Origin of the sequence: Algoriphagus jejuensis, assembly GCF_039523455.1 — a bacterium.
Taxonomy (GTDB): domain Bacteria; phylum Bacteroidota; class Bacteroidia; order Cytophagales; family Cyclobacteriaceae; genus Algoriphagus; species Algoriphagus jejuensis.
This window is the reverse complement of sequence record NZ_BAAAFI010000002.1, coordinates 788694-814868: the sequence shown is the minus strand read 5'-3', so window position 1 is coordinate 814868 and position 26175 is coordinate 788694. Positions and strand designations below refer to the sequence as shown.

Here is a 26175-nt window from a genome sequence, read left to right as displayed (position 1 = left end):
TTTTTCAGTCCCTGCGACTCAAGTTCTTTTCCCAATAATCCATTCCCCTTAGTCCATTATTCCCAATTTTTGGTAACTTTTTGGTCAGTTAGCTCAACCCAACAACACCTATGACCAAGAAGAAACTCCGTAGCCAAGATTGGTACGGCCGTACCGGAAAAGACGGATTTATCTATAGATCCTGGATGAAAAACCAGGGATTACCCCACCACCTTTTTGAAGGTGAAAAACCCGTGATCGGGATTTGCAACACCTGGTCCGAACTCACTCCTTGCAACGCACACTTTAAGGAACTCGCCGAAAGCCTGAAAAAAGGCATCTGGGAAGCGGGTGGTTTTCCGCTCGAATTCCCCGTGATGTCGCTTGGCGAGTGCTCGATCAAACCAACAGCCATGCTCTTCCGCAACCTAATGTCTATGGATGTGGAGGAAAGTATCCGAGGCAATCCTCTGGACGGCGTCGTACTGATGTGCGGCTGTGATAAGACCACCCCGTCGCTTGTGATGGGTGCCGCCTCCGTGGACATCCCCTCTATCGTACTCTCCGGCGGACCGATGCTTGTGGGTAGATTCAAAGGAAAAAAAATAGGAACCTCCGACATTTGGAGATTTGCAGAGGATTTCAAGATGGGACGACTTTCCCAAGAAGAATTCATTGAAGCCGAAGCTGCCATGTCGCGCTCCGTGGGTCACTGTGCTCCGATGGGAACCGCCTCCACGATGGCTGCTATGGTAGAGTCACTAGGGCTTTCTCTGCCGGACAATGCCACGATCCCGGCAGCGGATTCCAGGCGTAAAGTACTCGCACATATGACCGGCATACGCATCGTCGAGATGGTCAAAGAAGACATCAAGATGAGCTCTATCCTGACCCGCAAGGCCTTCGAAAACTCCATCATGGTCAATGCCGCCGTCGGGGGATCCACCAACTTTATCCTTCACCTGACAGCGATTGCCAAGCGGATCGGCGTGGAGCTGGACCTGACTGATTTTGATTATTTCTCTTCGAAAATTCCCTTGATTGCCAACGTTCAGCCATCCGGAGAGCATTGGGTTGAGGATCTATTCTATGCGGGCGGCTTGCCTGCGGTAATGCGGGAAATCGAAAAACACCTGCACCGGGACGCGCTCACTGTCAATGGAAAAACGATCGGTGAAAATATCTCCAATGCGGAATGCTGGGATAGAAACCTGATCGGCACGCTTGAAAATCCGATCAAGCCTGATTCTGGAATTGCTGTGTTGAAAGGAAATCTATGTCCAAACGGTGCCGTGCTGAAGCCATCCGCGGCCACCCCTGAATTGCTCACGCACACAGGCAGAGCGGTGGTTTTTGAAAATATCGACGAGTATAAAGCCATGGTAGACGATCCGGATCTGGATATTGATGAGACCTGCATCATGGTGATGAAAAACGTCGGACCAAAAGGCTACCCAGGCATGCCTGAAGTTGGCAACATGGGTTTGCCCAAAAAAGTCTTGGAGAAGGGATTCAAAGACATGATCCGCATTTCCGACGGCCGCATGAGCGGAACGGGGTTTGGGACAGTCGTATTGCATGTCTCCCCGGAATCTGCCATAGGCGGCCCCTTAGCTTTCGTCCAAAATGGCGACATGATCGCCTTGGATGTCCCCAATCGAAGTTTGAATCTTTTGATCTCTGAGGAGGAATTTGCTAATCGACGCAAAGACTTCATCCCAACGAAATTACCCTATGAACGCGGGTATGTCAATCTTTTCCTCGACAAGGTAAACCAAGCCCACGAAGGCGTCGACTTCGACTTCCTGCAGGGAAGTTCGGGATCTGAGGTAAAGCGAGACTCGCATTAATTGAAAAGTTTCAGCCAAATTATAAACTCTCCAAGGGTTTCGAACCCTTGGAGAGTTACCATAGGAATCTATGAAAAACCAAAAAGTCGCCCTCGTCACTGGTGCGGGACAGGGAATCGGGCTTGAAATTGCCCGAAGATTACTTGAGACAGGCTCACATGTCATCCTCAACGACCTTCAGCAAAGCCTGACCGAAGAAGCCGTAGCTTCCTTGAGCCTTTTGGGAAAAGGCACAATCATTGGCTGCTCCGGTGACTCGGCCAGCGAAGAGGTCATTTCCGAGTTGATCGACTTGGCCATGCACCAATTCGGGCGCATCGACCAAGTGGTCGCCAACGCAGGCATTACGCTTTTTGGCAATTTCCTGGACTATTCACGCGAGGATTTTATGGAGGTCACACGAGTCAATCAAGCCGGAACATTCTTTCTCACTCAGGCGGCGGCAAGGATTATGACAAGCCAGCCAAACGGCGGATCGATCCTGCTCACTTCCTCCGTGACGGCTCATCAAAGCCATGAAAACCTCGCCGCCTATGCCATGAGCAAAGCTGCGATAGAGATGCTGGCCAAAAACTTGGTCATTGAACTTGCCCCTTTTGGTGTTCGAATCAACACCATTGCTCCCGGCGCCACGGTGACCGAACGGACTACAGCGGACCCCAACTATGTCAACACTTGGTCCAAACTAACTCCCTTGGGACATCCTGCCAACACAGTTGACATAGCGGAGGCAGCGTTGTTTTTGCTTTCGGATGCGGCTCGGCATATTACCGGTCAGACGTTGATCGTGGACGGGGGATGGACATCAATTAGCCCTTCTCCCTATGCCTGAAAACCACGCCTTACTTTTGAACAAGAAGTTCGTTCTGAAAAGCCCCGCACCATGGAAGGTGAAGGGCGAGGCGATATTCTTGATTTTTAAATTCAAAAAAACGTGGGTAGCAGAAAGTGGGCTCCTCCCAAAACATCTGAAAGGAAAATTTAAAGGAGGCTTGGGTTATGTTTTTCTTGGAAACTATACCGACACGCCAGTGGGAAAGTATCATGAGCTGCTTTTTGTCCCCGGAAAATTCAGAAAAACAAAAAGACAGGCGATAACCAAAAACTTTGTTGACTCCGAAGCCAGCACCCAAAACGGTCGGGAAAATTGGGGCTTCCCAAGAGAAACCCTACCTATGAAGTGGCTGACCAACAAAAACTTCGATAGTCTTTGCGTGGAAAAAAATGGCGCTCCGATTTTCTCGGCTGAGTTTGAATCCAAAGGATTTTCCTTCCCGATTTCCACTTCCTTTTTTTCGATCCGACTTTGCCAAACATGGAACAAATTCAAGTACTACACCCGACCCGCGGGATCTGGCTGGGGCAAATTTTTGAACATCAAGCGCTTGGATGTGAACCCGGATTTTTTCCCCGACATCCGCCACATCAAACCGATACTTGCGATCAAGGTCAGCCGCTTTCAGATGCGCTATCCTGAAGCCAAGTACCACGATGATTTTATCTAAGTGCGGCCAGCGGGACAGCATGGTTGGATTGCTACAGCACTTCCTGATTTTTTTAATATCTGCAGAAATACAATCACTTTACTCCGCCCGTCACTTCTAACCTGTAAACTATTTCCTATATTTAGCCGGGTCTCTTTTTCCCAAAACCCAGACCCAATGGCCTTGTGCTCCTCCTGCAAATGAGCCGAATCCCATTGAAATCAACCCTTGCAAACTCCAGCAAACATGAAAAATCTCCTTTTGCTTATCTCCCTTCTTGGAACGATGGCTGCTTGTGAACAAAAGGCGACGATGCCTGACACGCTTCCCTTTCAGGTCGCCAAAGCCTACGGCTTCGAAAATATCGACCAGGTCAAGTCCATCGCCTATACCTGGAATGTGCAGCGAGATTCAGTCAATGTACTTTCTAGAAATTGGAAATGGAATATCAAAGACAGCACGGTCTCCTACTCTGGCCCAGACACGACTTTCACCTACAGCCTCACAGCCGACTCCCTGCCCAAGCAGGATGGCGGCTTTATCAATGATAGGTATTGGGCAATGATGCCTTTTCAACTTGCTTGGGACAAAGGATACACCTTTGAGACCAGCGAAAACGCCACCTCTCCCATCAAGGGAATCCCTTCCACCAAACTCACCATCCTTTATAATTCTGGGGAGAAAGGCGCTCCCGGAATGGGTTACACGCCCGGCGATGCCTATGACTTGTATGTGGATGAAAACTTGATGATCGTCGAGTGGGTCTTTAGAAGAGGCAACAGCGCCGAGGGCCGACCCGTCACCTGGGAAACAGTCGAATCCCACGGCCCCCTGAAATTCTCCACGGAGCACTACAACGCAGAAGGAAAGCGTACGCTTTGGATCTCCGATATCAAGGTAGAATAGAAGCGCAAAGCAAGGCTCTGGCCCCGGTCAGAACCTCCCGCCGCTACTCATTGCCAGGTGAAAATGACAAGCATAAACTCGAAGAATACGGCCGGGATACTGGGCTTGCTCGCGGTTGCAATCTTTTTAGGTTCCTTGGTCTTTTTCGGCATTGCCAACCGGGAATTTAGTTTTTGGGATGACTTCATCAGCCGATTGGGAGCCAAAGGTGCGCCCAATGCTTTGGTTTGGAATCTAATCGGATTTGTCGTGGTGGGCATCTTGCTTTTTGGCTTTGGGCTGTGTTACGGTCTACTGCTGAGGGATCGCCTTTTGGCTGTGCTCCTGTCTTTTTTCGGTTTGGGCTTTGCTTTCATCGCCAGCCCAGTGGACTTTTCGGACTCAGAAGTCTCAAAAGTTCACGTATTGGCTGTTTGCCTTGGGCTCGCCTGCTGGCTATTGGGTCTGTCCCGAATGGGTTACAATCCCCAGCTTTCGCAAAAAATCAGAAACCGGGCAAATGTCACGGCAGTCTTGCTACTGGCAGCAATCACGGGTCATGTCCTGGGAGGATGGGCTATGCCGATGACCCATCGATTGGTCTTCGGAATCGTCTTCGGATGGACTGCGATCACCTCACTGGAATTGCTCCTTGTCAAAGAATCCTCTGACCAAAAAACCACTTAACCAGAGAATCTCTCGACGGAAACCACCATAAACCCAATCTAAACCTACATACCCTATGAAACAGCTCAATCCCCGCAGAGAATTTCTTCTTAAATCAGGCCTGCTCTTTGGTGCCGGCCTGATGGCAAATCCTTTTTCCAGCTTTGGCTACGAATTCAAAAAAACTTGGACGGTGGGCGAGATCATGGACGCTTTTATCGCCCAAGTTCCAAATGCACCTTTTGCCCAAACAGTCGACACCATCAAGGTCGGCTCGCGGGACACCGTTGTGACGGGAGTGGTCACGACCATGTTTACCACCATGGAGATCATTCACAAAGCCATCGAGCTCAAGGCCAATCTGATCATCCCCCACGAGCCGACCTTTTTCTCCGGACAGGATGAGATGGACTACCTGCAGGACGACCCTGTATTCCGAGCGAAGTACGATCTGATGGAGAAAAATGGGATCACGCTCTGGCGAAACCACGACTACGTCCACCGCATGCAGGATGACGGCGTGCGGATCGGCGTGGTGGAGGAGCTAGGTTGGGAAAAGTACTACACCCCGAAAAGTCCGATTCTCAACATTCCGAAGACCAGTCTCCGAAACTTGATCAATCACATCAAGTCTCAAATGAGTGTGCCTGCCATGCGCTATGTGGGTGATCTGGAGCAAACCTGCGCCAAAGTCCTCCTGCTTCCTGGAGCCGTCGGAGGCAGACGACAGATCGAATCTATCATGGAGCATCGCCCCGACGTCCTGGTCTGTGGCGAATCCAACGAATGGGAGACTCCCGAATACGTGCGCGCCGCCAACGAGATCGGGATGAAACTCTCGATGATCGAGATCGGCCACTCTGCCAGTGAGGAGGGCGGTTCGGAATTTGTCAAAAAATGGCTGAACGAGTATATGCCGGGTCTGCCGGTGCATCATATCTCTTCGGGAAACTCCCTCCAGATCTTCTAAAAATGCAAAAAGACTACCTCACACGCGAGGCAGTCTTTTTTATGAATCTCTCTGTTTACTTCTTGTACATCGTAAACATCCACATTCTTTTCTCCAGATCACCGACAAACTTGGTCAGCAAATCTGCAGTGGCGATATCACCTGCCTCATCCGCCTGCACTGCTGCTTTGCGATGCGACGAAATTAATACGCCAAGACCGTTGATCACATGGGTTACGCATTCTTCTCCGGAGAAAACGTCCGTGATTTCCTTGTGAATCGTGGTGTTCAAATACTCTGAATAGGCATGGGTCGGACGATATCCGATCATCAAAACCCTCTCTGCCAATTCGTCAATGGATTGGTAGACCTGAGAATACAACTCCTCAAACTTCACATGTAGGGTGAAAAAATCGTCACCTTTTACGTTCCAGTGAAATCCTCTGACATTTTGGTAAAAGACATGATAGTCCGCCAAGAGGTCATTGAGAAGTCCGCTCAATTTTTTCATTTGCTTTTCATCCAAATTCAAGTGATTGGAAAGCGTTGCTTTAGTATTGGTCGTGGTAGACATCGGTAATTTATTTTGGTTTCTCTTACTAATCCAAGATCAGCACCAATGCCTTGCGACAGCTGGAAATTCCTATCTTTCTTCTTTTATGAAATTTAATTTCCCATAACCAGATATCGCAATACTTTATTTCAAATTTTTTCTCTTCTAAAGGAAACTACCGGCCAAGCCCGTCCACAAAATGTGTAAAAAAATCCCTCGCTTCCCATTCCGGATCTCAAAAAAACGTTTTATGGCTTTTCAACTTTTACATGCTCCACCTCCACCGCTGTGTCAACGGGCATTATTTTTTCTCCAGTATGCTTGGTATAGACGTAGGTGATTTTGGCGCCAAAGAGAAAAATAAAAGCAGCGTAGTAAGTCCAAACTAAAAGCACGACTAAGGATCCACTGGCCCCGTAGAGATCTGTCAGTGAACTGGAACCCAAGTAGATCCCGATGAGTAGCTTCCCCGCTAAAAACAAAACAGCTGTCACCAGCCCACCTACCCAAACGTCTCGCCATTTCAACTTTGCGTCTGGCAAAATCTTATACATGAGTGAAAAAATCAACAATACGATACCAAAGGAAACCAGCTCAGAGCTTACTTTCATTACGATCTCTGAAAGCGTCTCTTGAAAACCCTGTATGAATTTCTTGAAAATTACAAGTAGGGCCTCCACGACAAGTGAGACCATCAGCACAAACCCGATTCCGATTACCATGGCCAATGACAGCAGGCGGTTAAGCAGGTATTTCACAAAGCCTTTTTCAGGTTTTGCCTCGATGTTCCAGATTTTGTTGATGGCCGACTGCAAGGCAAAAAAAACGGTAGTCGAACTGAATATCAGTGTTCCGATACCAACTATACGGGCAAAGAATGTATTATCCTCTTGGACCGAGGCTTCGGCGAGAATCTGCTCAATCTGCTCTGCAGTTGACGGACCGATCAGGCTCGAAATCTGCCCGATGAGTTCCTGCTGAATCCTGTTTTCCTCGTACAAAGTTGCTCCAATCGACACCACGATCAGCAGCACCGCTGGCAGCGAAAGCATGGTATAAAATGATATTGCCGCCGAATAGGTAAACGCATCTTCGTCCATGAAGGAGGTTACCGATTCCTTTAGAATTTGCCAGGCTTTTTTAAACATCTCGATTGAATTTATGGGTTTTGCCTCAAGTAGTTCTCAAGTTCTGTTCCATCCAGATTTTGGGGAAATCAACCGGGTGGTTTAGAAGTTGAAGTAAAAAAACTTCGGCTATTTCTTCCTCCTCTGAAAAATCTTGTCGGAACCTCCTAGATGCGCAATCCCGGCGCAAATCGCCTGCAAAAGTTATTCGACGATCGTCCTGAAAGTGAGGTTCACTCTGGGTTTCGTGACACGCTTGGTCGGCGGGAGCCTATGCAGCCAAAAGGTCTGCGTCGTACCCTTCATCACCAAAAGACTTCCATGCTCCAAAATCAACTCCACCTTTTCCTTCGCCTGTTTGTGCTTGAATGCGAATTTTCTTTCTGCCCCAAAACTCAGCGAACCGATGGCACCGTCCTTTTTCAAGTCAGTCTCTCCGTCGCTGTGCCATGCCATCCCCTCTTCTCCGCTGTGATACAGGTTGAGCAGACAGGAGTTGAAGGTCTCGCCGGTTTCGTATTCGACCAGCGATTTCAACCCCAAAAGCTCCGGAGTCCAAAGTAACGCCTGCTTGGTTGTGTTGGAATACGTGTATTCAAAAGGTTTATCTCCATACCAGGCTACTTTTCGTTTGGTTATGATCTTTTTGCCAAAGATTACTGCCTCATCATTTCGCCATTCGATGCTTTCCAACAAGCACTTCAGGTACCTATCCGCTCGCTCCAACGTCACCAGTTTCCCGTAATAATTTACCTCCCCGTCATAGGGAAGTAAGTTTCTCGTTCTATCTATCGACTGTTCAAATAAATCCATCATTTGTCGGCTGAAAATGCGGTCTTACTCGCTAACCAAAGTTGAGACCTCATTCTTGTTTGCCAACTGTCCACAGGCAGCATCGATATCCTGCCCGCGTGATTTTCTCACTTTGGCGATGATGCCCTGGCTTTCGAGAATGCGCACGTACATGTCCACCGCCTCTTGCTTAGCCTGGCGAAATTCCCCTTCGTCGATGGGGTTGTATTGGATGATATTGACTTTGGAAGGAATAATTTTACAGAATTTGGCCAAAGCTCGCGCATGGCGCTCGTCGTCGTTGATTCCGTCCCAGATCACGTATTCGTAGGTGACCTTTTTCTTGGTTTTTTGATACCAATACTTCAGCGACTCGCCGAGTTCCTCGACAGGATTGGAATCATTGATAGGCATCAGCCGTGATCTGGTCTCGTTGATGGCGGAGTGGAGGGAGACGGCCAAATTGAATTTGACTTCATCGTCGGCCATCTTGCGGATCATCTTGGTGACCCCCACAGTGGAGACGGTGATGCGGCGCGGAGCCATTCCCAGCCCCTCCGGAGAAGTAATCTTGTCGATCGCCTCGATCACATTGGCGTAGTTGAGCAGGGGCTCGCCCATTCCCATAAAGACGATATTGGTCAGCGGGCGCTGGAAATAGGTCTCAGCCTCGTCCTTGATCGCCACGACCTGATCGTAGATTTCGTCGGGATTGAGGTTTCTCATGCGCTTGAGTCGCGCTGTCGCGCAAAAGTTGCAATCCAAACTGCAGCCGACCTGGGAAGAAACACAAGCAGTGATTCGCTTGGTCGTGGGGATCAAGACGGACTCGACGATCTTGCTGTCAAAGAGTTTGACAGCATTTTTGATCGTGCCGTCGCTGCTGTGCTGCATCAGGTCCACGTGGATATGGTTGATGGCAAAATGGGTTTTGAGCATCTCACGGGTCGAAAGGGAGATGTTGCTCATGTCGTCGAAATTTTTCAGCGACTTGTTCCAAAGCCATTCATAGACCTGCTTGGCCCGAAATTTCTTTTCTCCCTGAGCTACAAAAAACTCTTCCAGCTCGACTAGACTAAGTTTTCGGATGTCTTTCTTTTGATTTTCCACGGGACAAAGTTACAGATTCAAAGATTGTAAAATTTGAAAAGTGAAAAATTGGAGAGACTGGCGCGAATGTAGTGACGTGGTAAGGTTGCAAAGTACTAAATGCCCGGTGATCGATGTCTGAATTCGGAAGCTCGTAAGTTGCACTTCGTAAATCGTAAATCCCCTCGCCTTTTATCATAAAAAGCAGGGGATTCAGGAGTTTATGCCTTACTTTTGCGGTTGAAAAACCCAAGTTCTCCTATGCGCCAAACCTGGTGGAAAATTCTGGCGATCGCCCTGTTGCTGTACACCCTTGTTGCCGGTTTGTTGATGGATGCTCCCCGGCTACCCATCCTGAACGAAACGATCCGTGCTCTGCACTTTCACGTGACGATGTGGTTTGGAATGATTCTCATGCTGGTTGCTTCGGTGTACTACAGCATCAAATTTCTCCATACCAATAAACTGGAGTATGATGACTTGGCGCTGGAATTAACCAATTCAGCCATTCTGTTTGGTGTGTTGGGAATCGTCACCGGGATGCTGTGGGCTAAGTTCACCTGGGGAGATTACTGGAGTGGTGATCCCAAGCAAAATGCCGCCGCAATCGGACTGTTGATGTATTTTGCCTATCTGATTCTTAGAGGTAGCCTGACGGATCCCCTGCAGCGAGGCCGCATCGGAGCGGTGTATAATATCTTCGCTTTCGCAGCTTTCATCCCCTTGATTTTCGTCCTTCCTCGTCTGACAGACAGCCTTCACCCGGGCAACGGTGGCAACCCCGGATTCAATGCGTATGACCTGGATTCCAAGCTGCGAATGGTGTTCTATCCAGCGATCATCGGATGGACACTTTTGGGCGGCTGGATCGCAACTGTACGGGTAAGAATCCGTAGGGTAGAGCGGGTTTTGGACGATAGACTTCTTAGCTCTTGATTCATGAAATCAAGCATGTTGCAAAAACCTATCACAGGAATGATTATAAACCATTCGAAATTCCATGTGGCAAAATAGATTCAATCAAACACACATGAAAAAATTACTGACAATAGTCCTGTTGCTTTTCTCTCTCAATATATTGGCTCAGGAAAAAATTGAGGTGACCGAAGCGGATTATTCGAACAACTCCGTGGAGATGGCTGATCAGATGCGTGCGGATGGCAAGATCTACGTTCTGGTTGGAATTATCGCGATCATTTTCGTGGGAATTATCGTCTATGTAGTGAATACAGATCGGAGGATTTCCAAGCTGGAAAAGAACCTTCCCTCCTAACTAATACTGAAATGAAAAAAGGACATATAATCGGACTGGGAATCATCGCAATCGCCATTGTGATCATCATGACTTCGATCGGAGACGCAAGCTCCTACGAAAGCTTTGACACCGCTTGGGAAATGAAGCAGGACGGAGATGACAAAGCCATCCACGTGGTGGGACAATTGAAAAAGGACCCCCTAGGCCAAGTGACTGGACTCGAAATCGGAGAAGACAAGACTTCCTTCACCTTTTTGCTTGTGGACAATGATGGAACCGAGCAAAAAGTGTTTTACAACGAACCCGTGCCCGCAGATTTCCAGCGCTCTGAATCCGTCGTGGTGATCGGTTCATACCGTGAAAAAGAAATCTTCGTAGCGGACAAAATCCTGATGAAATGCCCCTCCAAGTATCAGGAAACTGACGTACAGTCGGCAGGAATGTGATATTAAGTATCCTCAGTAAGAAATCATGATCAATACCTTTATGGGTAATCTGGGTCATCTGATGACCATCGTCGCCTTTGTAAGTGCCTTGGTGACGGCCTATTCCTACTACCAGTATTTTAAAGCAAGCGAGATCGAAAAGGCCAGCTGGAGAACCTTCAGCCGGATCAGTTTCTATATCCACGCGGTGTCGGTGGTGATGATTGCGTTCTCGTTATTTGAGATTATCTACAATCACCGCTACGAGTACTTTTACGCCTATTCACACAGTTCCAAAGCGCTTCCTGTTCACTATATGATCTCCAGTTTCTGGGAAGGTCAGGAAGGGGCTTTTATCCTGTGGTCCTTCTGGAATGTGGTTCTGGGCGTGATCCTGATCAACACCAACAAGTTTTGGGAAGGTCCGGTGATGCTCGTTTTTGCTTTGGTTCAGGCGTTCTTGGTTTCAATGATCATGGGCGTGGTGATTGGGGATCTGAAGATCGGGAGTTCGCCGTTTATGCTTTTACGGGACGCAACTCAGGCGCCGATATTCGAGCTCAATCCAAACTTTGTACCTGAGGATGGAACAGGACTCAATCCACTTTTGCAAAATATCTGGATGGTGATCCACCCTCCGACACTGTTCTTAGGCTATGCGTCTACCTTGGTGCCTTTCGCTTTCCTAATGGGAGGGTTGGTAACCAAAAAATATTCTGAATGGATCCGTCCGGCTTTGCCTTGGGCGATTTTCTCAGCGATGATCTTAGGTATGGGCATCATCATGGGCGCTTATTGGGCTTATGTGACGCTGAACTTTGGCGGCTATTGGAACTGGGATCCGGTGGAAAATGCCGTGTACGTCCCTTGGCTAATCTTGGTGGCGTCGATCCATACAATGATCACCTTTAAGAAAAGCGCGACAGCCCTCAAGACCTCCATCGTGCTCGTGATCTTGAGTTTTATCCTGGTTCTCTATGCCACTTTCTTGGTGAGGTCAGGCGTTTTGGGTGATGCTTCTGTTCACTCTTTTACTGACTTGGGACTTTCCGGACAGCTCCTGATTTACATGCTGTTTTTTCTGGCGATTGCAGTTTTCCTTGCGGCAAGAGCTTGGAAGCACATTCCCACTTCGGAAAAGGAAGCCGATGTTTATTCCCGCGAATTCTGGATTTTCCTGGGTGCGGTGACTCTTGGCTTGATGTCTTTTCAGGTCATTTTACCAACTTCTATTCCGGCATGGAATGCACTCGTTGAGAGCTTCGGAGGCATTTCAAACATGGCCCCACCGGCAGACCAAATCGAGTTCTATACCAAATTCCAACTGTGGTTTGCTGTCGTCATTGCGCTGCTCACTGCGGTGGGGCAGTATTTCTGGTGGCAAAAGATGGACAAAAAGGCGCTTAAAGACGCCTTGGTAACTCCTTACATTATTTCGGTTTTGGTTTCGGCAGCGATCATTGTTTTGGCCAAAGTCTATGACTGGAAATACATCATCATCGTTTTGGCAGGTACCTTCACGATCGTCGCCAATGCTACGATTTTGATCAACATACTCAAGAAATCAACTTTCAAACTAGCCGGCGGGTCTTTGGCACACATCGGGATGGGTATGATCCTGATCGGGATTATGTTCAGCTCAGGATATTCCGACGTCATTTCCATCAATATGTCTGGGCTCACCTATAGCAACAGCTGGGAAGATGAAATGAACAAGGAGCACGTCCTGCTTTGGATCAACAAGCCGACTCAGATGAAAGACTACACGGTAATCTACCGTGGCCGTCAGAAAAAGGTAGTGGGCGTTTCCGAGTATGTTCCTGCAAAGATTTTGGAGTCTACCGGCAATGTCAACGAAGCGATCGCTTTGGAAGACTATAAGGATTTTTTCAAAAAGGGCGATGTGGTCAATATTGTATTGGAAGAAAACGACTACTTCAAGATCGACTACCTCCAGAATGAGGCTTTGAAATTTTCCCTAAGTCCTATGTCTCAGTTCAACGAAGGCATGGGCGGGCTGATCTCCTCCCCTGACTCCAAGATTTACTTTGACAAGGATCTGTACACCTATGTGGCGGCGATGAATGACTCCGCCGATCCAGAGTGGAAGGAAGACGAAAACTACGAAGTATCCCCGGGAGAGCAGTTTCACATCGCTGACTTTGTGACCTATTTCGACGGGGCGGAAGTACTCAAAGAAATTGAAGGTTATGAGCTTCAGGAGGGTGATATTGCTGTGAAAGCCAAGCTTCGTGTGCTGGATTACGATGTAGAAAAGCAGCTTGAACCGACCTTCATTATTCGTAATAGTCAGGTCGGGAAAGTTGCCGTGATCGATGATGAGTTGGGACTGAAAGTGAGCTTGGAAAACATCCTGCCCGAGCAAAACAAGTTCGTGTTTAAGGTCAACCAATATCAGAAAGACTATGTCGTGATGAAGGCGATCGTGAAGCCGTATATCAATGTGCTTTGGGTTGGGACGATTATCATGCTGTTGGGATTCACAGTGGCGATCTATCGTCGTTTTGACGAGTTTGCCAAGATGCGCGACAAGGGGCTGGAATAAGTTAAAAATCCAGATTTGAGATTCGAAATTCGAATCCAATCTGAGAGATGAAATCCCTTACTTTTGCGGCATGCTCAATTTCAAAGAAATCCTCTCCGTTTCCCTGATTCTCTTTTCAGTGATCGATATACTCGGGTCGATTCCAATAGTGATCAACCTGCGGAAAAAAGTCGGCCACATCAAATCAGAGCGGGCAACTTTGGCAGCGGGACTGTTGATGCTTGCCTTCCTGCTGGTGGGCGAGAGTATATTGAGCCTTTTTGGGATTGGCGTAAGTGACTTTGCGATTGCGGGAGCGCTGATCATCTTTGCTTTAGGTGCCGAAATGATCCTGGGAATCGAACTTTTCAAGCCAGACCCTGAAGCCACATCCAGTGCATCGATCGTACCGATTGCTTTTCCCCTGATTGCCGGAGCGGGAACTTTGACCACGATCTTGACATTGAAGGCTGAGTTTCAGCAAGTCAACATTGCTGTGGGAATTTTGCTTAATCTGCTTTTTGTCTATGCGGTCTTGAAAAGTACCAGTTGGCTGGAAAGCAAACTCGGCAGGACTGGTTTGGATGTGCTAAGAAGGATTTTTGGGATCATCCTGCTTTCCATCGCTGTCAAGATTTTCAAGACAAATGCCTTTCCAATTGCCGTAGGATAATTGTTTTTAACCATTAAGATTCTTAAGGAAATTAAGGTGGGATTTTTCAGGTATTTGCAGGCCTTTCAAGCCACTGCCAACGAATCGAGAAGCTCTTCATGTCCTTAATTTTCTTCATGTTTCTAAACTTTTGGAAAGCTGGTTCATCCTTCTTTTGCCCCTCAAAAATGCTGGGAGGGTCAATGGTAACGCCCTTTTTCTTTTCTTTGTGACATGGTAATTATTTTCACCGATGGCGCTGCCAAAGGAAATCCCGGCCCGGGAGGATATGGGGCAGTGTTGAAATTTGGTCAGCACCGAAAGGAACTTTCAGAAGGCTTTCGTCTCACGACCAACAACCGCATGGAGCTCCTTGCGGTGATTCGAGCGCTTCAGGCACTCACTACCACGGAATATCCCGTTCAGATCTACTCTGACAGTAAATATGTGGTGGACGCAGTGGAAAAAGGCTGGATCTGGGGCTGGCAAAAGAAAGGCTTCAAGGACAAGAAGAATCCCGATCTCTGGCTGCGCTACATCCCGCTTCATCTGAAATACAAGCCAAAATTGATTTGGGTCAAAGGCCACGCTGGAAACGTGGAAAATGAGCGCTGCGATCAGCTTGCCGTCGCCGCGGCAGAGGGGTATAATCTACCTCCGGATACCGGGTATGAGGCGAGTTTGTAAAATGAGCCTGTCTATTCTCTGTTTATTCTAAGAAAGTGTTGCGAGCTGATTGGCCAAAAAGTCTTTAACAGGCACGATATGGATGGTTTTGCCTTCGCTCACCAGACTATCCCGCTGATCCAATGTCAGGATAAAGCCTTCCTCTTTTCCGAAAAAGTCCATCGCTTCCAGCAAACCGGCAACTTCCCGATGCTGATTGTCCGTGTGCACTTTTTCCGTGACCTGAAGGAGCCATTTGCACTGCTTGTTTTCAAAAACTACAAAGTCGCACTCTTTCCCTTCTTTGAAATAGTAGAGATCCAGCCTTGTCTTTCGCAGCAGGATATAGACTAAATTCTCCAAAAGCCTGCCCCGATCCTCGTTGAAGCTGAGTGAATTTGCTCTCGCAAAACCTGTATCTATGCAATAGACTTTTTTGGGATTTTTGGAGATGCTTTTGGCAGACCAGCTGAATCTGGGTAAAAAGAAAAGCAGGTAGGAATCCTCCAGCCAGGAAAGATAGTCCGACACGGTAGTGGGAGATCCCACCTCGAAGGTCTTTCTCAGGCTGTTGAAACTCGTTGTCTTCCCCACATTGGATATCAAAAAGAGCGTGATATCCATCAGGGTCTTGGTGTTCTTGATTCCGTAGCGTATCGCGATGTCGCGAAAGACGATGTCCTTGAGCAGATTTTGGAGGACTTCGGGATTCCTGTCCCGGAGATATTCGGGAAATCCGCCCGATTGCAGGTAGTCCGCAAAACTCTCCGAGCTCTCCTCCAGTTGGCAGTAGTCCAGAAACTCCGCGTAGGAAAACGGAAATATCTCATGTGCGAGATGTCTTCCGGTCAATCTGGTGCCGAGTTCGCTGCTGAGAAGGGAGGCGTTGGATCCTGTTACGTAGACCTTTTGTCCTCGATCATGGAGCTGTCGCACGTAGACCTCCCAGCCGGGGACATTTTGTATCTCGTCAAAGAAGTACGAGGGCGTTTCCTCTCCAAATACCTCATCCAGTTTAGGGAAATCGCTTATCTCAAAGCCAAATATCCTTGGATCCTCAAAATTGAGGTATCCAAAATCCGCTCCCGCATCTGCTATCAGTTGTCGCATCAGTGTGCTTTTTCCACATCTTCTGATGCCGGTGATCACTTCGATATGTGTACTGGAAAGCCTGAATCGTACAGATGCCTCTCTTCGGGTGAGGGAAAGAGGTTTTGTAACTGACTTTCGCTGTCCAGTCACTGCGGCGGCTATTTCTTCTCTAAGTATCATATTCTGAGTCTATCTTAAACAAAGATCGTGTTTACTTTGATAGAAGTCAAAAGTTTACATTAGTAAAATAAAATAATTTACTTTTTCAACGTAAACTAGTTCACGGAAAAGAATACGATAGTTCAAAGAAGAGAATTCATCGTCACCAGAGGTATGTCTTTGCGACCGAGATCCTGAAGTGGTTCATATTCAGATTGAGGATATTGCCAGCCCTCGGCTCCAAGTTCATAAAGGAGCGGAGCAAGATTCTGAACAGCAGCCTTACAGCCCTGGACGATAGCCCCGAGCTTGCCTGTTTGCTTGGACAGCACGGCTTCATTTTCGATCTCAAATGGTCCAGTGAAGCCTTTTTCCTTCAAAATATTCACAAAGGCCCGCCAGTCCATGGAGTCGCCGAGTCCAAATCCCGGAAGCGTGGCTTCGTAGTGATGGCGATCCCAAGGATTTCTGCTGAAGGGAATTCCGACCTTTTCGGCCCACTCCTCGCGAATCTCCTGCATGGGATACATATTTCCCCAGAAAGGATCGGGGTTGTTGCGGGTGGATTTGACGTGGATGCGCTTGAGGCGATTCATGTCCGTGTGGCGGATGACCTCCACAGGATCGGTATGCTGCCAGACGTCGTGAGAGGGATCGTAGATTTCCCCGTGGTTTTTCTCAGGCACGAGTTCGTACATGAGTTTGCGGGCAGCGAGGACTCCCGTCAGATTGTTGAAGGTGCCAAAGTGGCCCGAGCTTCTCCAGCCTTCCATGGGGCAGTTTTCGTAGAGGACGGTCACGCCAAGACTGTTGGCATAGCGGATGATGGGGCCAAAGATGCGCTGATATTCCAGCAGGTTTTTCTCGAAACCGCCTTCCTGATTGCCCAGCTCGTGGTTGTAACCGACGAAGGTGCCGACTTTCACATCGTTGTCGTCTCCGCCCAATAGATAGGCGATGCGAATCAGCCGAAGGAGATGGTTTTGGTTTTTGACACGATGAATGGGATCCCCGCCGATCAGATTTTCGAAAGCGCCGATGGAGAGCCGCAGCTTGGCGCCGTTGAATTGGGCGATGAGCTTTTTGGCTTCTTCAGGGCCGAAGTTTTCGTAGTCGAGATGGGTGGCCACAAAGTCGTCTCTGGTGCCGTCTTTTCTAAACACGCAGAGATCGAGACCTTGGACACCAATTTCGATTGCCTTTGCGACCGTCTGATCCAAGCTGAGCTGGTCAAAGGCCGAGGTCATGATCCAGATAGGATTTGCCATGGGAGATTTGAGTTTTTGGAAAGCGGAAAATAATGAAAAAATATTGGGCAGCGACTCCGCTCAACCTGACAACAAATCGGGTAGGCGTGATAGCGACTTCACCCAGCCTGACATGCAATTTGGGCTTGGGGTGTCAGTCCGAGCGGAGTCGAGGACTTTTTCCTGTAAATTGAATGACTTCCCCAGTCGATATGAAATCGTATGTTGTTTACCTATTATGGTGCTCAGGGCGACAATTACTCCGATCCGGCTCACTACCCCCCAGAATACCTCCTCCGGATCTCCACTTTTAGTTTTTGCCGCTCCCAGAGTGCTTTGGCCAAGTCAGTTGCGACCTGGTCGGGTTCGGACTCGTGAAGAATTTGTTTGAGCTTGTTTTCGGAAAGGTCGATCCGATAGCAGATCTGCAGCAGTCTTTCCAGATTTCGATCCATCAATTGGCCGATTGCTTTGGCCAATAATGCGATAGCTGTTTCCTCCGAAAAGCCTTCCACGTCCTCGGGCAGCAGAAAATCTTTGGTGACCAAGGAGTAGGTCTCAAGAGAGAGGGATAGATCCATGGGATTAAAAAAGCCCCGATGTGGCTCGGGGCGGGAAAATTAGGCTTCTTTTTGCTCCTCGGTGCTTTCTTGGAAGATGTCAGGAGAAGCTTTTCGGATGAGTTGATACCAGGCGTTGAGCTTTTTGATATCTGAGGTATAGACTCGCGCTTCGTCAAATTCCGGAAGGACAGACTTAAGGAAAGCTCTCAACTCGGCATCGGATGAACTCGGCTCGATACCGGTATCACCAGCATATTCGGCTTCGATCTTTTTCATGACTGACTCCAGAGGCTCAGCGCCTTCTTCTGTCAGGGTATAGATCGAAATGTCACTGAGGATGGATACTCGCATGGACATTCCGGCAACCAATCTGGATTTTTTCTCATCCAATGACTCCAAAATGACTCCTGAACGAGTTGGCTTGATTACAGTATACAGTCCCGGCTTACCGGCTACTGAGGCGATGTCTTTGAAATTCATGTCTAAATTGTTTTTCAGGCTGCAAATATAGAACTATCGATCAATTTGTCCGCTCTGCCTCGTACTCCGAGACGAGTTCGCTGATGAAGGAGAGTACTTGGTCTTTTCCAGCGTGCTTTTCGGCTGAGGTGACAAAATAGTCCGGAATATCTCCAAAGATGTCTTCCAGCTTGTTGAGGAAAGCTCGTACGTTTTTGTCCGTCTGAGACTTAGACTGCTTGTCTGCCTTGGTAAATGCAACCACAAAGGGCACATCTTCCTCTCCGCACCAGTTCAGAAATTCCAGATCAATCGTCTGTGGCTCGAGTCTACTGTCGATCAATACAAATACGCCGCAGAGATTCTCTCTCGAAGTCAGGTATTCGCTGATCATTTGTTCCCACTTTTCCTTACGATCCTTGCTGACTTTGGCAAATCCATAGCCTGGCAAATCGACCAGGTACCAGCGGTCGTCGATCATGAAGTGATTGACCAATTGGGTTTTACCGGGTTTTTGGGAGGTCTTTGCGAGTTCTTTGACACCAGTCAGCATGTTGATCAGGGAGCTTTTGCCCACGTTGGATCTACCGATGAAGGCGATCTCTGCCCGATCTGGTTTGGGGCATTTGGTAGGGTCGGTGTTGCTGACGACAAATTGTGCTTTTCGGATCATAACTTTTCGATTGGCTGCAAAAATACGCTTTTATTTTGGAAGCCCTCGGAAGCCTTAAACCGCAACAATTTTCGATTCCTCGGGTTTCTGTAGTAATATTGCGCACCAAAGAAGAACCGTGATGGCCGTAGTACCCTACAAAGACAAGAAAGACTCCAAAAAAGAACAAGTAGCCGAGATGTTTAACAACATCAGCGGCAAGTATGATTTGCTCAACCACGTGTTGAGCATGGGCATTGATATCATTTGGAGAAAGAATGCCATCAAGATGCTCCAAAAGGATCATCCAAAGCTGATTTTGGATATTGCCACCGGGACTGGAGACTTCGCCATCGAAGCTTTGGCACTCAATCCAGACAAAATCATCGGAGTGGATATTTCCGAGGGAATGCTCTCCGAAGGGAAGAAGAAGATGCTCAAGCGCGGTCTGCAGGACAAGATCGAAATGCAGCTGGGCGATTCCGAAGGATTGCTTTTTGAAGATAATAAATTCGATGCTGTGATCGTTTCCTTTGGAGTCAGAAACTATGAGAATCTGGAAAAAGGTCTCGCAGATATGTATCGCGTGCTGAAGCCGGGGGGAAAGACCGTTATCTTGGAATTCAGCAAGCCGAAAGGTTTCCCGATGAAGCAAGCTTACGGGTTCTATTCCAGCACCGTCTTGCCTCAAATCGGTAAAATTGTATCCAAAGACAATTCTGCTTATACTTATCTCCCCGAGTCAGTTCAGGCCTTTCCGGATGGAGAGGATTTTCTGGCAGTATTGAAAAAAGTCGGATTTCACAGCACTGTATGCAAACCACTCACATTCGGAATCAGCTCCATCTACGTCGGACAAAAGTAGGATTTCTATTCCTGGCGTTATTTGGAATTACTGTTTCCGGATTTTCTCAAGGCCTTTTTGGTCTGACGAGTACCTCAGGTTCCGACGATAAGACGATCTCTTATGGATTTTTCCTGGCGGGTCATACGGCTACCTATCAGATCAAATATTCCGAAGCATTGTTTGATCCGACTCATACGGCAAACAATCAGGTTTACTCAATTTATCCTAAATACACTCCTGGACTTTCTCTTGGCTTTACTGGGATTTTGAGACTTCACGATCAGGTTAACATCCTACTAACTCCCAAGATTGCTTTTTACGAATACCGCGTTGATGTCAACTACTATGACACTTATGACGTGGCCTTGCCCGATGGAACTCCATCCTTAGGCTATCGTACCGAGGAGCTGGTTAACGAAGCCACTATGGTCGAGATTCCGCTCCTTTTCAAGTACAGGTCACAACGCTTCAACAACACAAGAATGTACTTTATCGGCGGAGGCAGCTATCAATTTCGCACCAAAAGCCAGGATGAAGCTAACCTCGACCCTATCGTCACCAAAGGCCAAGACTTTAGCATTGAAGCGGGAATGGGATTTGAGATTTACTTCAAGTATTTCAAGTTTGCACCCGAAATCAGGTTCTCCCACGGCCTGAATAATATTTACTATGCCGAGAAGACACCGGCAGAAATTCGCGACGTCATCTCGTCTGTCAAGCGCAAAGGAATCACCATTTATCTGAATTTTCAATAATTCACCAATCCTCGTTCCGAAATTGTTTGCGTAAATACCATCCCGATTCTGGATTTTCAGGATTTGACGGGTTAGCAAAGCAGAAGTTTATTGCTATTTTAAGCCGGTCTATAAGAGATTCTTCGAGACTACTTACTTCAGCCCATCTAACCACACGCTTTTCTCATGAAATCCAAAATCTGGAAAATTATTGTTTTAGCCGTCTTGATTACTTCAATCGGCTCTTTTCTCTTTCTCTTTAAAGAAAATAAAGTCGACCCTAGGCTTGGAGGTATCCCTTTTATCTTTTGGACCGGATTTGCGCTCGCTGCACTGTTGGTTGCAATGACCTATTTGGGGGCTCAATTTTTTCCTCATGAAGAAAATAAGAAAGCATGACGGGCTGGCTGATATTCTTTTTTACGCTGTTTCTAGCCTCTTTAGGCTTCGCCTCTTACAAGTCATATAGCAAAAACCGAAGCTCGGATGACTTCATGCTTGGTGGATCAAACATTGGTTCGATCCTTGGATTTCTGACTTTTTCCGCAGCCTTGTTTAGCGCCTTTACCTTCATGGGCATGCCGGACTTCTTTCGGACTCACGGGGTAGGAGCTTGGTTGTTCTTGGCTGTTTCCGATGCTTTGATGGTCTTTATGCTGATTTGGTTTGGCTATGCGCTGCGCAAAAAGGCTTCGCAAGTCGGCTACAAAGGAGTTGCGGGTTTTGTGCAAAGCTGCTTTCAGAATAAGTGGGCCGGATACCTGGTTTTTATCAGTTCCTTCCTCTTCTTGATTCCTTACGTGGCAATACAGATTAGGGGCATTTCCATCTTTCTCAATGCGGCATTTCCTGACCTGATCCCGGATTGGGGTTGGTCGGCAGTGTTGGTCGTGTTGATGCTTGTGTACTCTGAAATCGGGGGACTCAAGGCCATCATGTATAGTGACGCCATTCAGGGCGTGATCATGTTGGCAGTGATCTGGATCATAGGTCTGACCTGTCTGAGTATGGCTGGAGGTTTGGAAGCAGGCTTGGCAAAAGTCGAGGAAAGCAACGCAGCTTTGCTTTCGCTACCGGGTCCGAAAGGACTCTTTTCCAGTCCTTTTCTCATTGCGTCCGCCATTGCCATTGTCCTGATTCCTGTCTCTCAGCCTCAGTTTACCACCAGACTTGTGGTCTTGAAAAGTCTCAAGTCTGTTCACAAAATGGCGTATGCAGTTGGAATTTTTGCGATTTTGGTGATCCTTCCAACCGCTTTTATTGGCTTGTATGGCGCAGTAAAATATCCTGATGTCAGCACCGCTGAGTTTCTATCAGCTGCATTGCTATTCGACCAAGCAAGTCCGGTCGCCGCGTTGGCGGTTGTAGGTTTGTTTGCAGCCTGTCTTTCCACGACCAACGCACAGATCTTTGCCTTAGGCACCGAGTTGAGATCCCTCTTGTCGGGTCCTGACAAAAGGAATATGCGGATCACCCAACTAGCGATTCTGGTATTTTCGGTCGTGGTGTTGGTGTTTTCGACCTACATGAGCGACGAGCTGGTCTTGTTAGCACGCGTGAGTTTTGCCGGTACCTCCATGATTGCACCAGTGGTGATGGGAGCGGTTGTTTTCAGAAATCCTCCCAAGTCTTTGCTGATCCTTTCTGGATTTTGCCTCACATATTTTGTGTTATCGCTGCTCGAAGTGGTTCCGGCTGGTTTTGCCGGATTGCCGACCGATGCGGCTATGTATTGCATTTTGATTCCGGTGTCTGCCATCATTATGATCGTTCACCATTTTACCCAAAAAAATACCCATGAAATCAAGCATGACCCCAAGGGTCAAAAGGAGGGATGAATATAATCCATGCGAAGATTCCATGTGGCCTTTAAAAATCAAATTATAAACACATGAAACTTAATCCTAACTATTGGATTTCTGATTTAAAATCTCCCCTTGAGCGATTTTGGGAGCTTTCCGGCCAAAAAATCAGGCTGATCGAAGACTCTTTTGACACCAAAAACGGCGCTCCGGTTTTCACCGAAAAAGGAAAATACGTCACCCGTGGCTGGACAGAATGGACGCAAGGCTTCCAATTTGGGTCGGCGCTGCTTCAATTTGATGCGACCGGCGAAACCGAGTTTCTTGAAATTGGCCGCAAAAATACCGTTGACAAAATGGCTCCGCACCTGACTCATATCGGCGTGCATGACCATGGATTCAACAACGTCAGCACCTATGGCAATCTGCTTCGCCTCAGCAATGAGGGAAAGACCGACGCTTCTGAATGGGAAAGAGAGTTTTATAAGCTTGCGTTGAAAGTCACCGGTGCGGTGCAGGCGACCCGCTGGACGAACATTCCATCGGGAGGATACATTTATTCCTTCAATGGGCCTCATTCCCTCTTCGTCGATACGATTCGAAGCTGTCGAGCTTTAGTCGTTTCCCACCAGCTAGGTCACTTGCTGCAAGCCGAAAATGACAAGCGAATTTCCCTGATTCAGCGGGCGATTCAGCATATCTTAAGTACTGTTCGATTTTCGATTTTCTACGGAAAAGGCCGTGACCGATACGACATTTCCGGGCGAACTGCCCATGAGATTATCTTCAATACGGTCGATGGCAACTATCGCTGCCCAAATTCCCAGCAGGGTTATACTGGCTTCAGCACCTGGACTAGAGGACTGGCTTGGGCGATTTGCGGAATCGGTGAGACACTGGAGATTTTAGACCAAATCTCCGAGTCGGACTATTCTGAAGTTATCTCCAAGGCAGAGCTGATGAAGGAACTTTCAGAGGCAGCGATCGCCACATCCGAGTTCTATCTGGCCAACACACCGACGGACGGTATTCCATATTGGGATACAGGAGCGCCTACGCTTCACCAGATGGGCGACTACCTCAATCGTCCTTCTGACCCCTTCAATGCTTTCGAGCCCATCGACAGTTCGGCGGCCTGCATCACCGCGCAGGGGCTGATTCGTATCGCCAACTGGCTAAAAAGCTCCGACCCTGACCGAGCGGAGAAGTATCAAAAAGCAGCTTTTCAGATTTCAGGCGCGCTCTTCTCAGAACCTTACCTCTCAACTGAGGCAAATCATCAGGGCTTGATCCTGCACTCGATCTACCACGAACCCAATGCCTGGGATTATGCTCCAGAACCGGGAAAAGTCGCCCACGGCGAGTCCAGCATGTGGGGTGACTATCACGCGCGTGAACTGGCACTTTTGCTGCAGCGGATGCTGAAAGGCGAGGCGTATTATTCGTATCTAAACTGTGTCCCGAAATGAGCGGAAAATACAAGCCCCCGTTTCCGCGCATCGCGCAGCTAAAGACTGCGGAGCTTTTTGCGCAGCATCTGGAAAAAGAAAAAATTGAAATGGGCTTCGATGCGGAATTGATTTCCGGCGGCGAATCTCCTTTTGCGAAAGCACATACACTCAGATCCGGACAGAAAATCGGTAATGCGATGTGCATCCTGCCGATGGAAGGCTGGGACGGGACAGAAGATGGAAGGCCATCCGATCTAACCAAAAGGCGCTGGAAGAACTTCGCACTCAGCGGGGCAAAGCTCCTATGGGGTTGCGAGGCGGTGGCTGTCAGACCTGAAGGTCGCGCCAATCCCAATCAGCTGATGCTGAACGAGCAGACCTTTCAGGATTTTGTCGAGCTTTTCCAGCTTTTGCAAAACACCCACGAGGAACAGTTTGGAGATACCAGCGACTTGTTGATTGGCTTACAGCTCACGCATTCGGGACGTTTTTGCAAGCCGAACGACAAAAAGAAGATGGAGCCGAAGATTCTTTATCCACACCCGGTTTTGAACAAGAAATTTGGCTTGGCCGATGATTATCCGCTGATGTCCGACGAGGAGATCGATGGGATCATCGCTGACTATGTGAAAGCAGCTGTGCTCGCGCAAAAAGCAGGCTATCACTTTGTCGATATCAAGCATTGTCACGGTTATCTCGGGCATGAATTTCTTAGTGCATACGATCGAGAAGGGAAATATGGAGGAAGTTTCGAGAATCGAACCCGATTCCTGAGAGACATCGTGACGGGCATTCGTGCGGCAGCTCCAGGGCTCGAGGTCGGCGTCAGGATGAGTATCTTCGATTGGGTTCCATTCCAGAAAGGTCCGGAAGAAACAGGGATTGCAGCTCAGGAAGCGCCTTATCGCTATGCTTTTGGTGGGGATGAAAATGGTATAAAAGCCAATATGCAGGAGTCCTTCCTGTTCCTTCAGGAGCTGGAAAAGCTTGAAATCGAGCTTTTCTGTACCACTGCTGGCAGTCCCTATTATAATCCACATATTCAGCGGCCAGCGCTTTTTCCGCCTTCGGATGGGTACCGTCCGCCAGAGGATCCGCTGCACGGAGTCGCCCGGCAGATCCAGGCGACGGCTGAGATCAAAGCCGCTTTTCCCAACTTATACGTGATCGGATCCGCCTATTCCTACCTTCAAGAGTGGCTGCCAAATGTCGGACAACACGTGCTGAACGCCGGAAAAGCCGATTCGATTGGATTTGGGCGCATGGTGCTCAGCTACCCGGATATGCCGGCGGATATTGTGTCCGGGAATGGATTGAAGCGGGCTAAGATCTGCCGAACCTTCTCCGACTGCACCACCGCCCCGAGAAACGGCATGATCTCGGGCTGTTATCCCTTGGATCCGCTGTACAAAGCCATGCCGGAATATGAGCAGTTGAAAGCTATCAAAGGAGAATGAAAAGAGTAGCACTGATCACCGGAGGCACGAGAGGAATCGGGCTCGGCATCGCCAAAAAGCTGGCAGAGGAAGGGATTGACTTGGCTTTGAACGGCATGAGACAGGAGTCCGATGTCCTAGGAGTTTTGGATGAGCTTCGCCAAAGCGGGGTTCGCGTGGAATATTTTCCCGGAAATATTGCGGAGAAGGCAGACAGGGAATCCATCGTGTCAGGAGTCCGGGAGAAATTTGGAACGCTAAATTTTCTGGTCAACAACGCGGGCGTTGCGCCACGCGTCAGGGCCGATGCACTGGAAGTGGCCGAGGAGGATTTTGACCACTTGATGGACATCAACCTGCGGGGGACTTTTTTTCTGACCCAGGCAGTCGCCCAATGGATGACGGAGATTCGGCAATCGGATCCCGATACGCCGCTCACCCTCGTCAGCATCACCTCAATATCGGCAGTCATGGCTTCGACCAATCGGATAGCCTATTGCATGGCCAAGGCGGGGCTTTCGATGATGTCCAAAGTCTTGGCTGTTCGCCTGGCCGAGTTTGGTATTCCCGTGTATGAGATTCAGCCGGGAATCATCGAGACAGACATGACCGAAAAGGTCAAAGAAATCTATGAGGAACGGATAAAAAAGGGACTAACCCTGGAGCCGAGGCTGGGCAAGCCTGCAGATGTTGGGAAGCTCGTCGCCGCCATACTTCGAGGGGACTTGCCCTACGCTACCGGGCAGGTGATCACCGTCGATGGGGGATTGTCGGTGGGGAGGTTTTGAGGAACTAAAAATCAACGGCTTGCATTAC

28 protein-coding genes are annotated in these 26175 nt (G+C 48.4%); 19 read left to right on the top strand and 9 right to left on the bottom strand.

Annotation, left to right across the window (positions count from 1 at the left end; genetic code table 11):
• Window positions 1-110 precede the first annotated feature (110 nt).
• The 6 genes from ABD031_RS04520 to ABD031_RS04495 all read left to right on the top strand — a co-directional run bounded on the left by ABD031_RS04520 (window position 111) and on the right by ABD031_RS04495 (window position 5834).
• The gene (locus ABD031_RS04520) at window positions 111-1829 is read left to right on the top strand and encodes an IlvD/Edd family dehydratase (protein ID WP_343848831.1); all 1719 of its coding nucleotides are present in this window, start codon (window positions 111-113) and stop codon (window positions 1827-1829) included.
• Window positions 1830-1899: 70 nt separating this feature from the next.
• Complete coding sequence (locus tag ABD031_RS04515) at window positions 1900-2661, top strand: SDR family NAD(P)-dependent oxidoreductase (protein ID WP_343848829.1); 762 nt, start codon at window positions 1900-1902, stop codon at window positions 2659-2661.
• Window positions 2662-2677: 16 nt separating this feature from the next.
• Window positions 2678-3334 carry an acetoacetate decarboxylase family protein gene (locus tag ABD031_RS04510; protein ID WP_343848827.1) on the top strand — a complete coding sequence of 219 codons (657 nt, stop codon included), beginning with the start codon at window positions 2678-2680 and terminating at the stop codon, window positions 3332-3334.
• A 225-nt stretch (window positions 3335-3559) separates the two neighbouring features.
• On the top strand, window positions 3560-4219 hold the full coding sequence (locus ABD031_RS04505) for a hypothetical protein (protein WP_343848825.1): 660 nt from the start codon (window positions 3560-3562) through the stop codon (window positions 4217-4219).
• A 63-nt stretch (window positions 4220-4282) separates the two neighbouring features.
• Window positions 4283-4885, top strand: a complete 603-nt coding sequence (locus tag ABD031_RS04500; RefSeq protein WP_343848823.1) for a DUF998 domain-containing protein — start codon at window positions 4283-4285, stop codon at window positions 4883-4885.
• A 55-nt stretch (window positions 4886-4940) separates the two neighbouring features.
• Window positions 4941-5834 carry a Nif3-like dinuclear metal center hexameric protein gene (locus ABD031_RS04495; protein WP_343848821.1) on the top strand — a complete coding sequence of 298 codons (894 nt, stop codon included), beginning with the start codon at window positions 4941-4943 and terminating at the stop codon, window positions 5832-5834.
• A 55-nt stretch (window positions 5835-5889) separates the two neighbouring features.
• Here the strand turns inward: ABD031_RS04495 and ABD031_RS04490 are convergent, their stop codons facing one another.
• The 4 genes from ABD031_RS04490 to rlmN all read right to left on the bottom strand — a co-directional run bounded on the left by ABD031_RS04490 (window position 5890) and on the right by rlmN (window position 9395).
• Entirely contained in the window at window positions 5890-6387 is a 498-nt protein-coding gene (locus tag ABD031_RS04490; RefSeq protein WP_343848819.1) for a Dps family protein, read from the bottom strand.
• 227 nt (window positions 6388-6614) lie between these two features.
• Window positions 6615-7514, bottom strand: a complete 900-nt coding sequence (locus ABD031_RS04485) for a YihY/virulence factor BrkB family protein (RefSeq protein ID WP_343848817.1) — start codon at window positions 7512-7514, stop codon at window positions 6615-6617.
• 183 nt (window positions 7515-7697) lie between these two features.
• On the bottom strand, window positions 7698-8306 hold the full coding sequence (locus ABD031_RS04480; RefSeq protein WP_343848815.1) for an alpha-ketoglutarate-dependent dioxygenase AlkB family protein: 609 nt from the start codon (window positions 8304-8306) through the stop codon (window positions 7698-7700).
• Window positions 8307-8330: 24 nt separating this feature from the next.
• Complete coding sequence (gene rlmN / locus ABD031_RS04475; RefSeq protein ID WP_343848813.1) at window positions 8331-9395, bottom strand: dual-specificity RNA methyltransferase RlmN; 1065 nt, start codon at window positions 9393-9395, stop codon at window positions 8331-8333.
• 240 nt (window positions 9396-9635) lie between these two features.
• On the opposite strand from rlmN, the gene ccsA (ABD031_RS04470) reads away from it, so the two are divergent.
• The 6 genes from ccsA (ABD031_RS04470) to rnhA all read left to right on the top strand — a co-directional run bounded on the left by ccsA (ABD031_RS04470) (window position 9636) and on the right by rnhA (window position 14938).
• Window positions 9636-10310 (top strand): cytochrome c biogenesis protein CcsA, encoded by a 675-nt coding sequence (ccsA, locus tag ABD031_RS04470; protein WP_343848811.1) that lies wholly within the window; start codon window positions 9636-9638, stop codon window positions 10308-10310.
• 94 nt (window positions 10311-10404) lie between these two features.
• Window positions 10405-10647, top strand: a complete 243-nt coding sequence (locus ABD031_RS04465) for a CcmD family protein (RefSeq protein ID WP_343848809.1) — start codon at window positions 10405-10407, stop codon at window positions 10645-10647.
• 11 nt (window positions 10648-10658) lie between these two features.
• A complete protein-coding gene (locus ABD031_RS04460) occupies window positions 10659-11075 on the top strand; it encodes a cytochrome c maturation protein CcmE domain-containing protein (RefSeq protein WP_343848807.1) in 417 nt (138 codons plus the stop codon).
• Between the two features lie 25 nt (window positions 11076-11100).
• A complete protein-coding gene (ccsA, locus tag ABD031_RS04455) occupies window positions 11101-13620 on the top strand; it encodes a cytochrome c biogenesis protein CcsA (RefSeq protein ID WP_343848805.1) in 2520 nt (839 codons plus the stop codon).
• Window positions 13621-13690: 70 nt separating this feature from the next.
• Window positions 13691-14272 (top strand): MarC family protein, encoded by a 582-nt coding sequence (locus ABD031_RS04450; RefSeq protein ID WP_343848803.1) that lies wholly within the window; start codon window positions 13691-13693, stop codon window positions 14270-14272.
• Window positions 14273-14485: 213 nt separating this feature from the next.
• A complete protein-coding gene (gene rnhA, locus ABD031_RS04445) occupies window positions 14486-14938 on the top strand; it encodes a ribonuclease HI (protein ID WP_343848801.1) in 453 nt (150 codons plus the stop codon).
• 27 nt (window positions 14939-14965) lie between these two features.
• Here the strand turns inward: rnhA and ABD031_RS04440 are convergent, their stop codons facing one another.
• From ABD031_RS04440 to yihA, 5 genes are all read right to left on the bottom strand, one after another.
• Window positions 14966-16189: an ATP-binding protein gene (locus ABD031_RS04440; protein WP_343848799.1), complete on the bottom strand. Its 1224-nt coding sequence runs from the start codon at window positions 16187-16189 to the stop codon at window positions 14966-14968.
• A 122-nt stretch (window positions 16190-16311) separates the two neighbouring features.
• Entirely contained in the window at window positions 16312-17436 is a 1125-nt protein-coding gene (locus ABD031_RS04435) for a sugar phosphate isomerase/epimerase family protein (RefSeq protein WP_343848797.1), read from the bottom strand.
• Window positions 17437-17690: 254 nt separating this feature from the next.
• Window positions 17691-17996, bottom strand: coding sequence for a hypothetical protein (locus ABD031_RS04430; RefSeq protein ID WP_343848795.1), 306 nt, complete (start codon window positions 17994-17996; stop codon window positions 17691-17693).
• A 39-nt stretch (window positions 17997-18035) separates the two neighbouring features.
• The gene (locus tag ABD031_RS04425) at window positions 18036-18458 is read right to left on the bottom strand and encodes a DUF5606 family protein (RefSeq protein WP_343848793.1); all 423 of its coding nucleotides are present in this window, start codon (window positions 18456-18458) and stop codon (window positions 18036-18038) included.
• 40 nt (window positions 18459-18498) lie between these two features.
• Window positions 18499-19110, bottom strand: coding sequence for a ribosome biogenesis GTP-binding protein YihA/YsxC (yihA, locus tag ABD031_RS04420; protein WP_343848791.1), 612 nt, complete (start codon window positions 19108-19110; stop codon window positions 18499-18501).
• 121 nt (window positions 19111-19231) lie between these two features.
• Between yihA and ubiE the strand changes: the two genes are divergently transcribed.
• From ubiE to ABD031_RS04385, 7 genes are all read left to right on the top strand, one after another.
• The gene (ubiE, locus tag ABD031_RS04415) at window positions 19232-19954 is read left to right on the top strand and encodes a bifunctional demethylmenaquinone methyltransferase/2-methoxy-6-polyprenyl-1,4-benzoquinol methylase UbiE (protein WP_343848789.1); all 723 of its coding nucleotides are present in this window, start codon (window positions 19232-19234) and stop codon (window positions 19952-19954) included.
• Complete coding sequence (gene porT / locus ABD031_RS04410) at window positions 19903-20691, top strand: type IX secretion/gliding motility protein PorT/SprT (protein WP_343848787.1); 789 nt, start codon at window positions 19903-19905, stop codon at window positions 20689-20691. The genes ubiE and porT overlap by 52 nt, the downstream gene beginning before the upstream one ends.
• A gap of 165 nt (window positions 20692-20856) precedes the next feature.
• The gene (locus tag ABD031_RS04405) at window positions 20857-21069 is read left to right on the top strand and encodes a hypothetical protein (RefSeq protein WP_343848785.1); all 213 of its coding nucleotides are present in this window, start codon (window positions 20857-20859) and stop codon (window positions 21067-21069) included.
• Window positions 21066-22508 carry a sodium:solute symporter family protein gene (locus ABD031_RS04400; protein ID WP_343848783.1) on the top strand — a complete coding sequence of 481 codons (1443 nt, stop codon included), beginning with the start codon at window positions 21066-21068 and terminating at the stop codon, window positions 22506-22508. Before ABD031_RS04405 ends, ABD031_RS04400 begins: the two co-directional genes overlap by 4 nt.
• A gap of 53 nt (window positions 22509-22561) precedes the next feature.
• The gene (locus ABD031_RS04395) at window positions 22562-23941 is read left to right on the top strand and encodes a glycosyl hydrolase (protein ID WP_343848781.1); all 1380 of its coding nucleotides are present in this window, start codon (window positions 22562-22564) and stop codon (window positions 23939-23941) included.
• On the top strand, window positions 23938-25380 hold the full coding sequence (locus ABD031_RS04390; protein WP_343848779.1) for an oxidoreductase: 1443 nt from the start codon (window positions 23938-23940) through the stop codon (window positions 25378-25380). Before ABD031_RS04395 ends, ABD031_RS04390 begins: the two co-directional genes overlap by 4 nt.
• The gene (locus tag ABD031_RS04385) at window positions 25377-26147 is read left to right on the top strand and encodes a 3-ketoacyl-ACP reductase (protein WP_343848777.1); all 771 of its coding nucleotides are present in this window, start codon (window positions 25377-25379) and stop codon (window positions 26145-26147) included. Before ABD031_RS04390 ends, ABD031_RS04385 begins: the two co-directional genes overlap by 4 nt.
• Window positions 26148-26175: the final 28 nt, after the last annotated feature.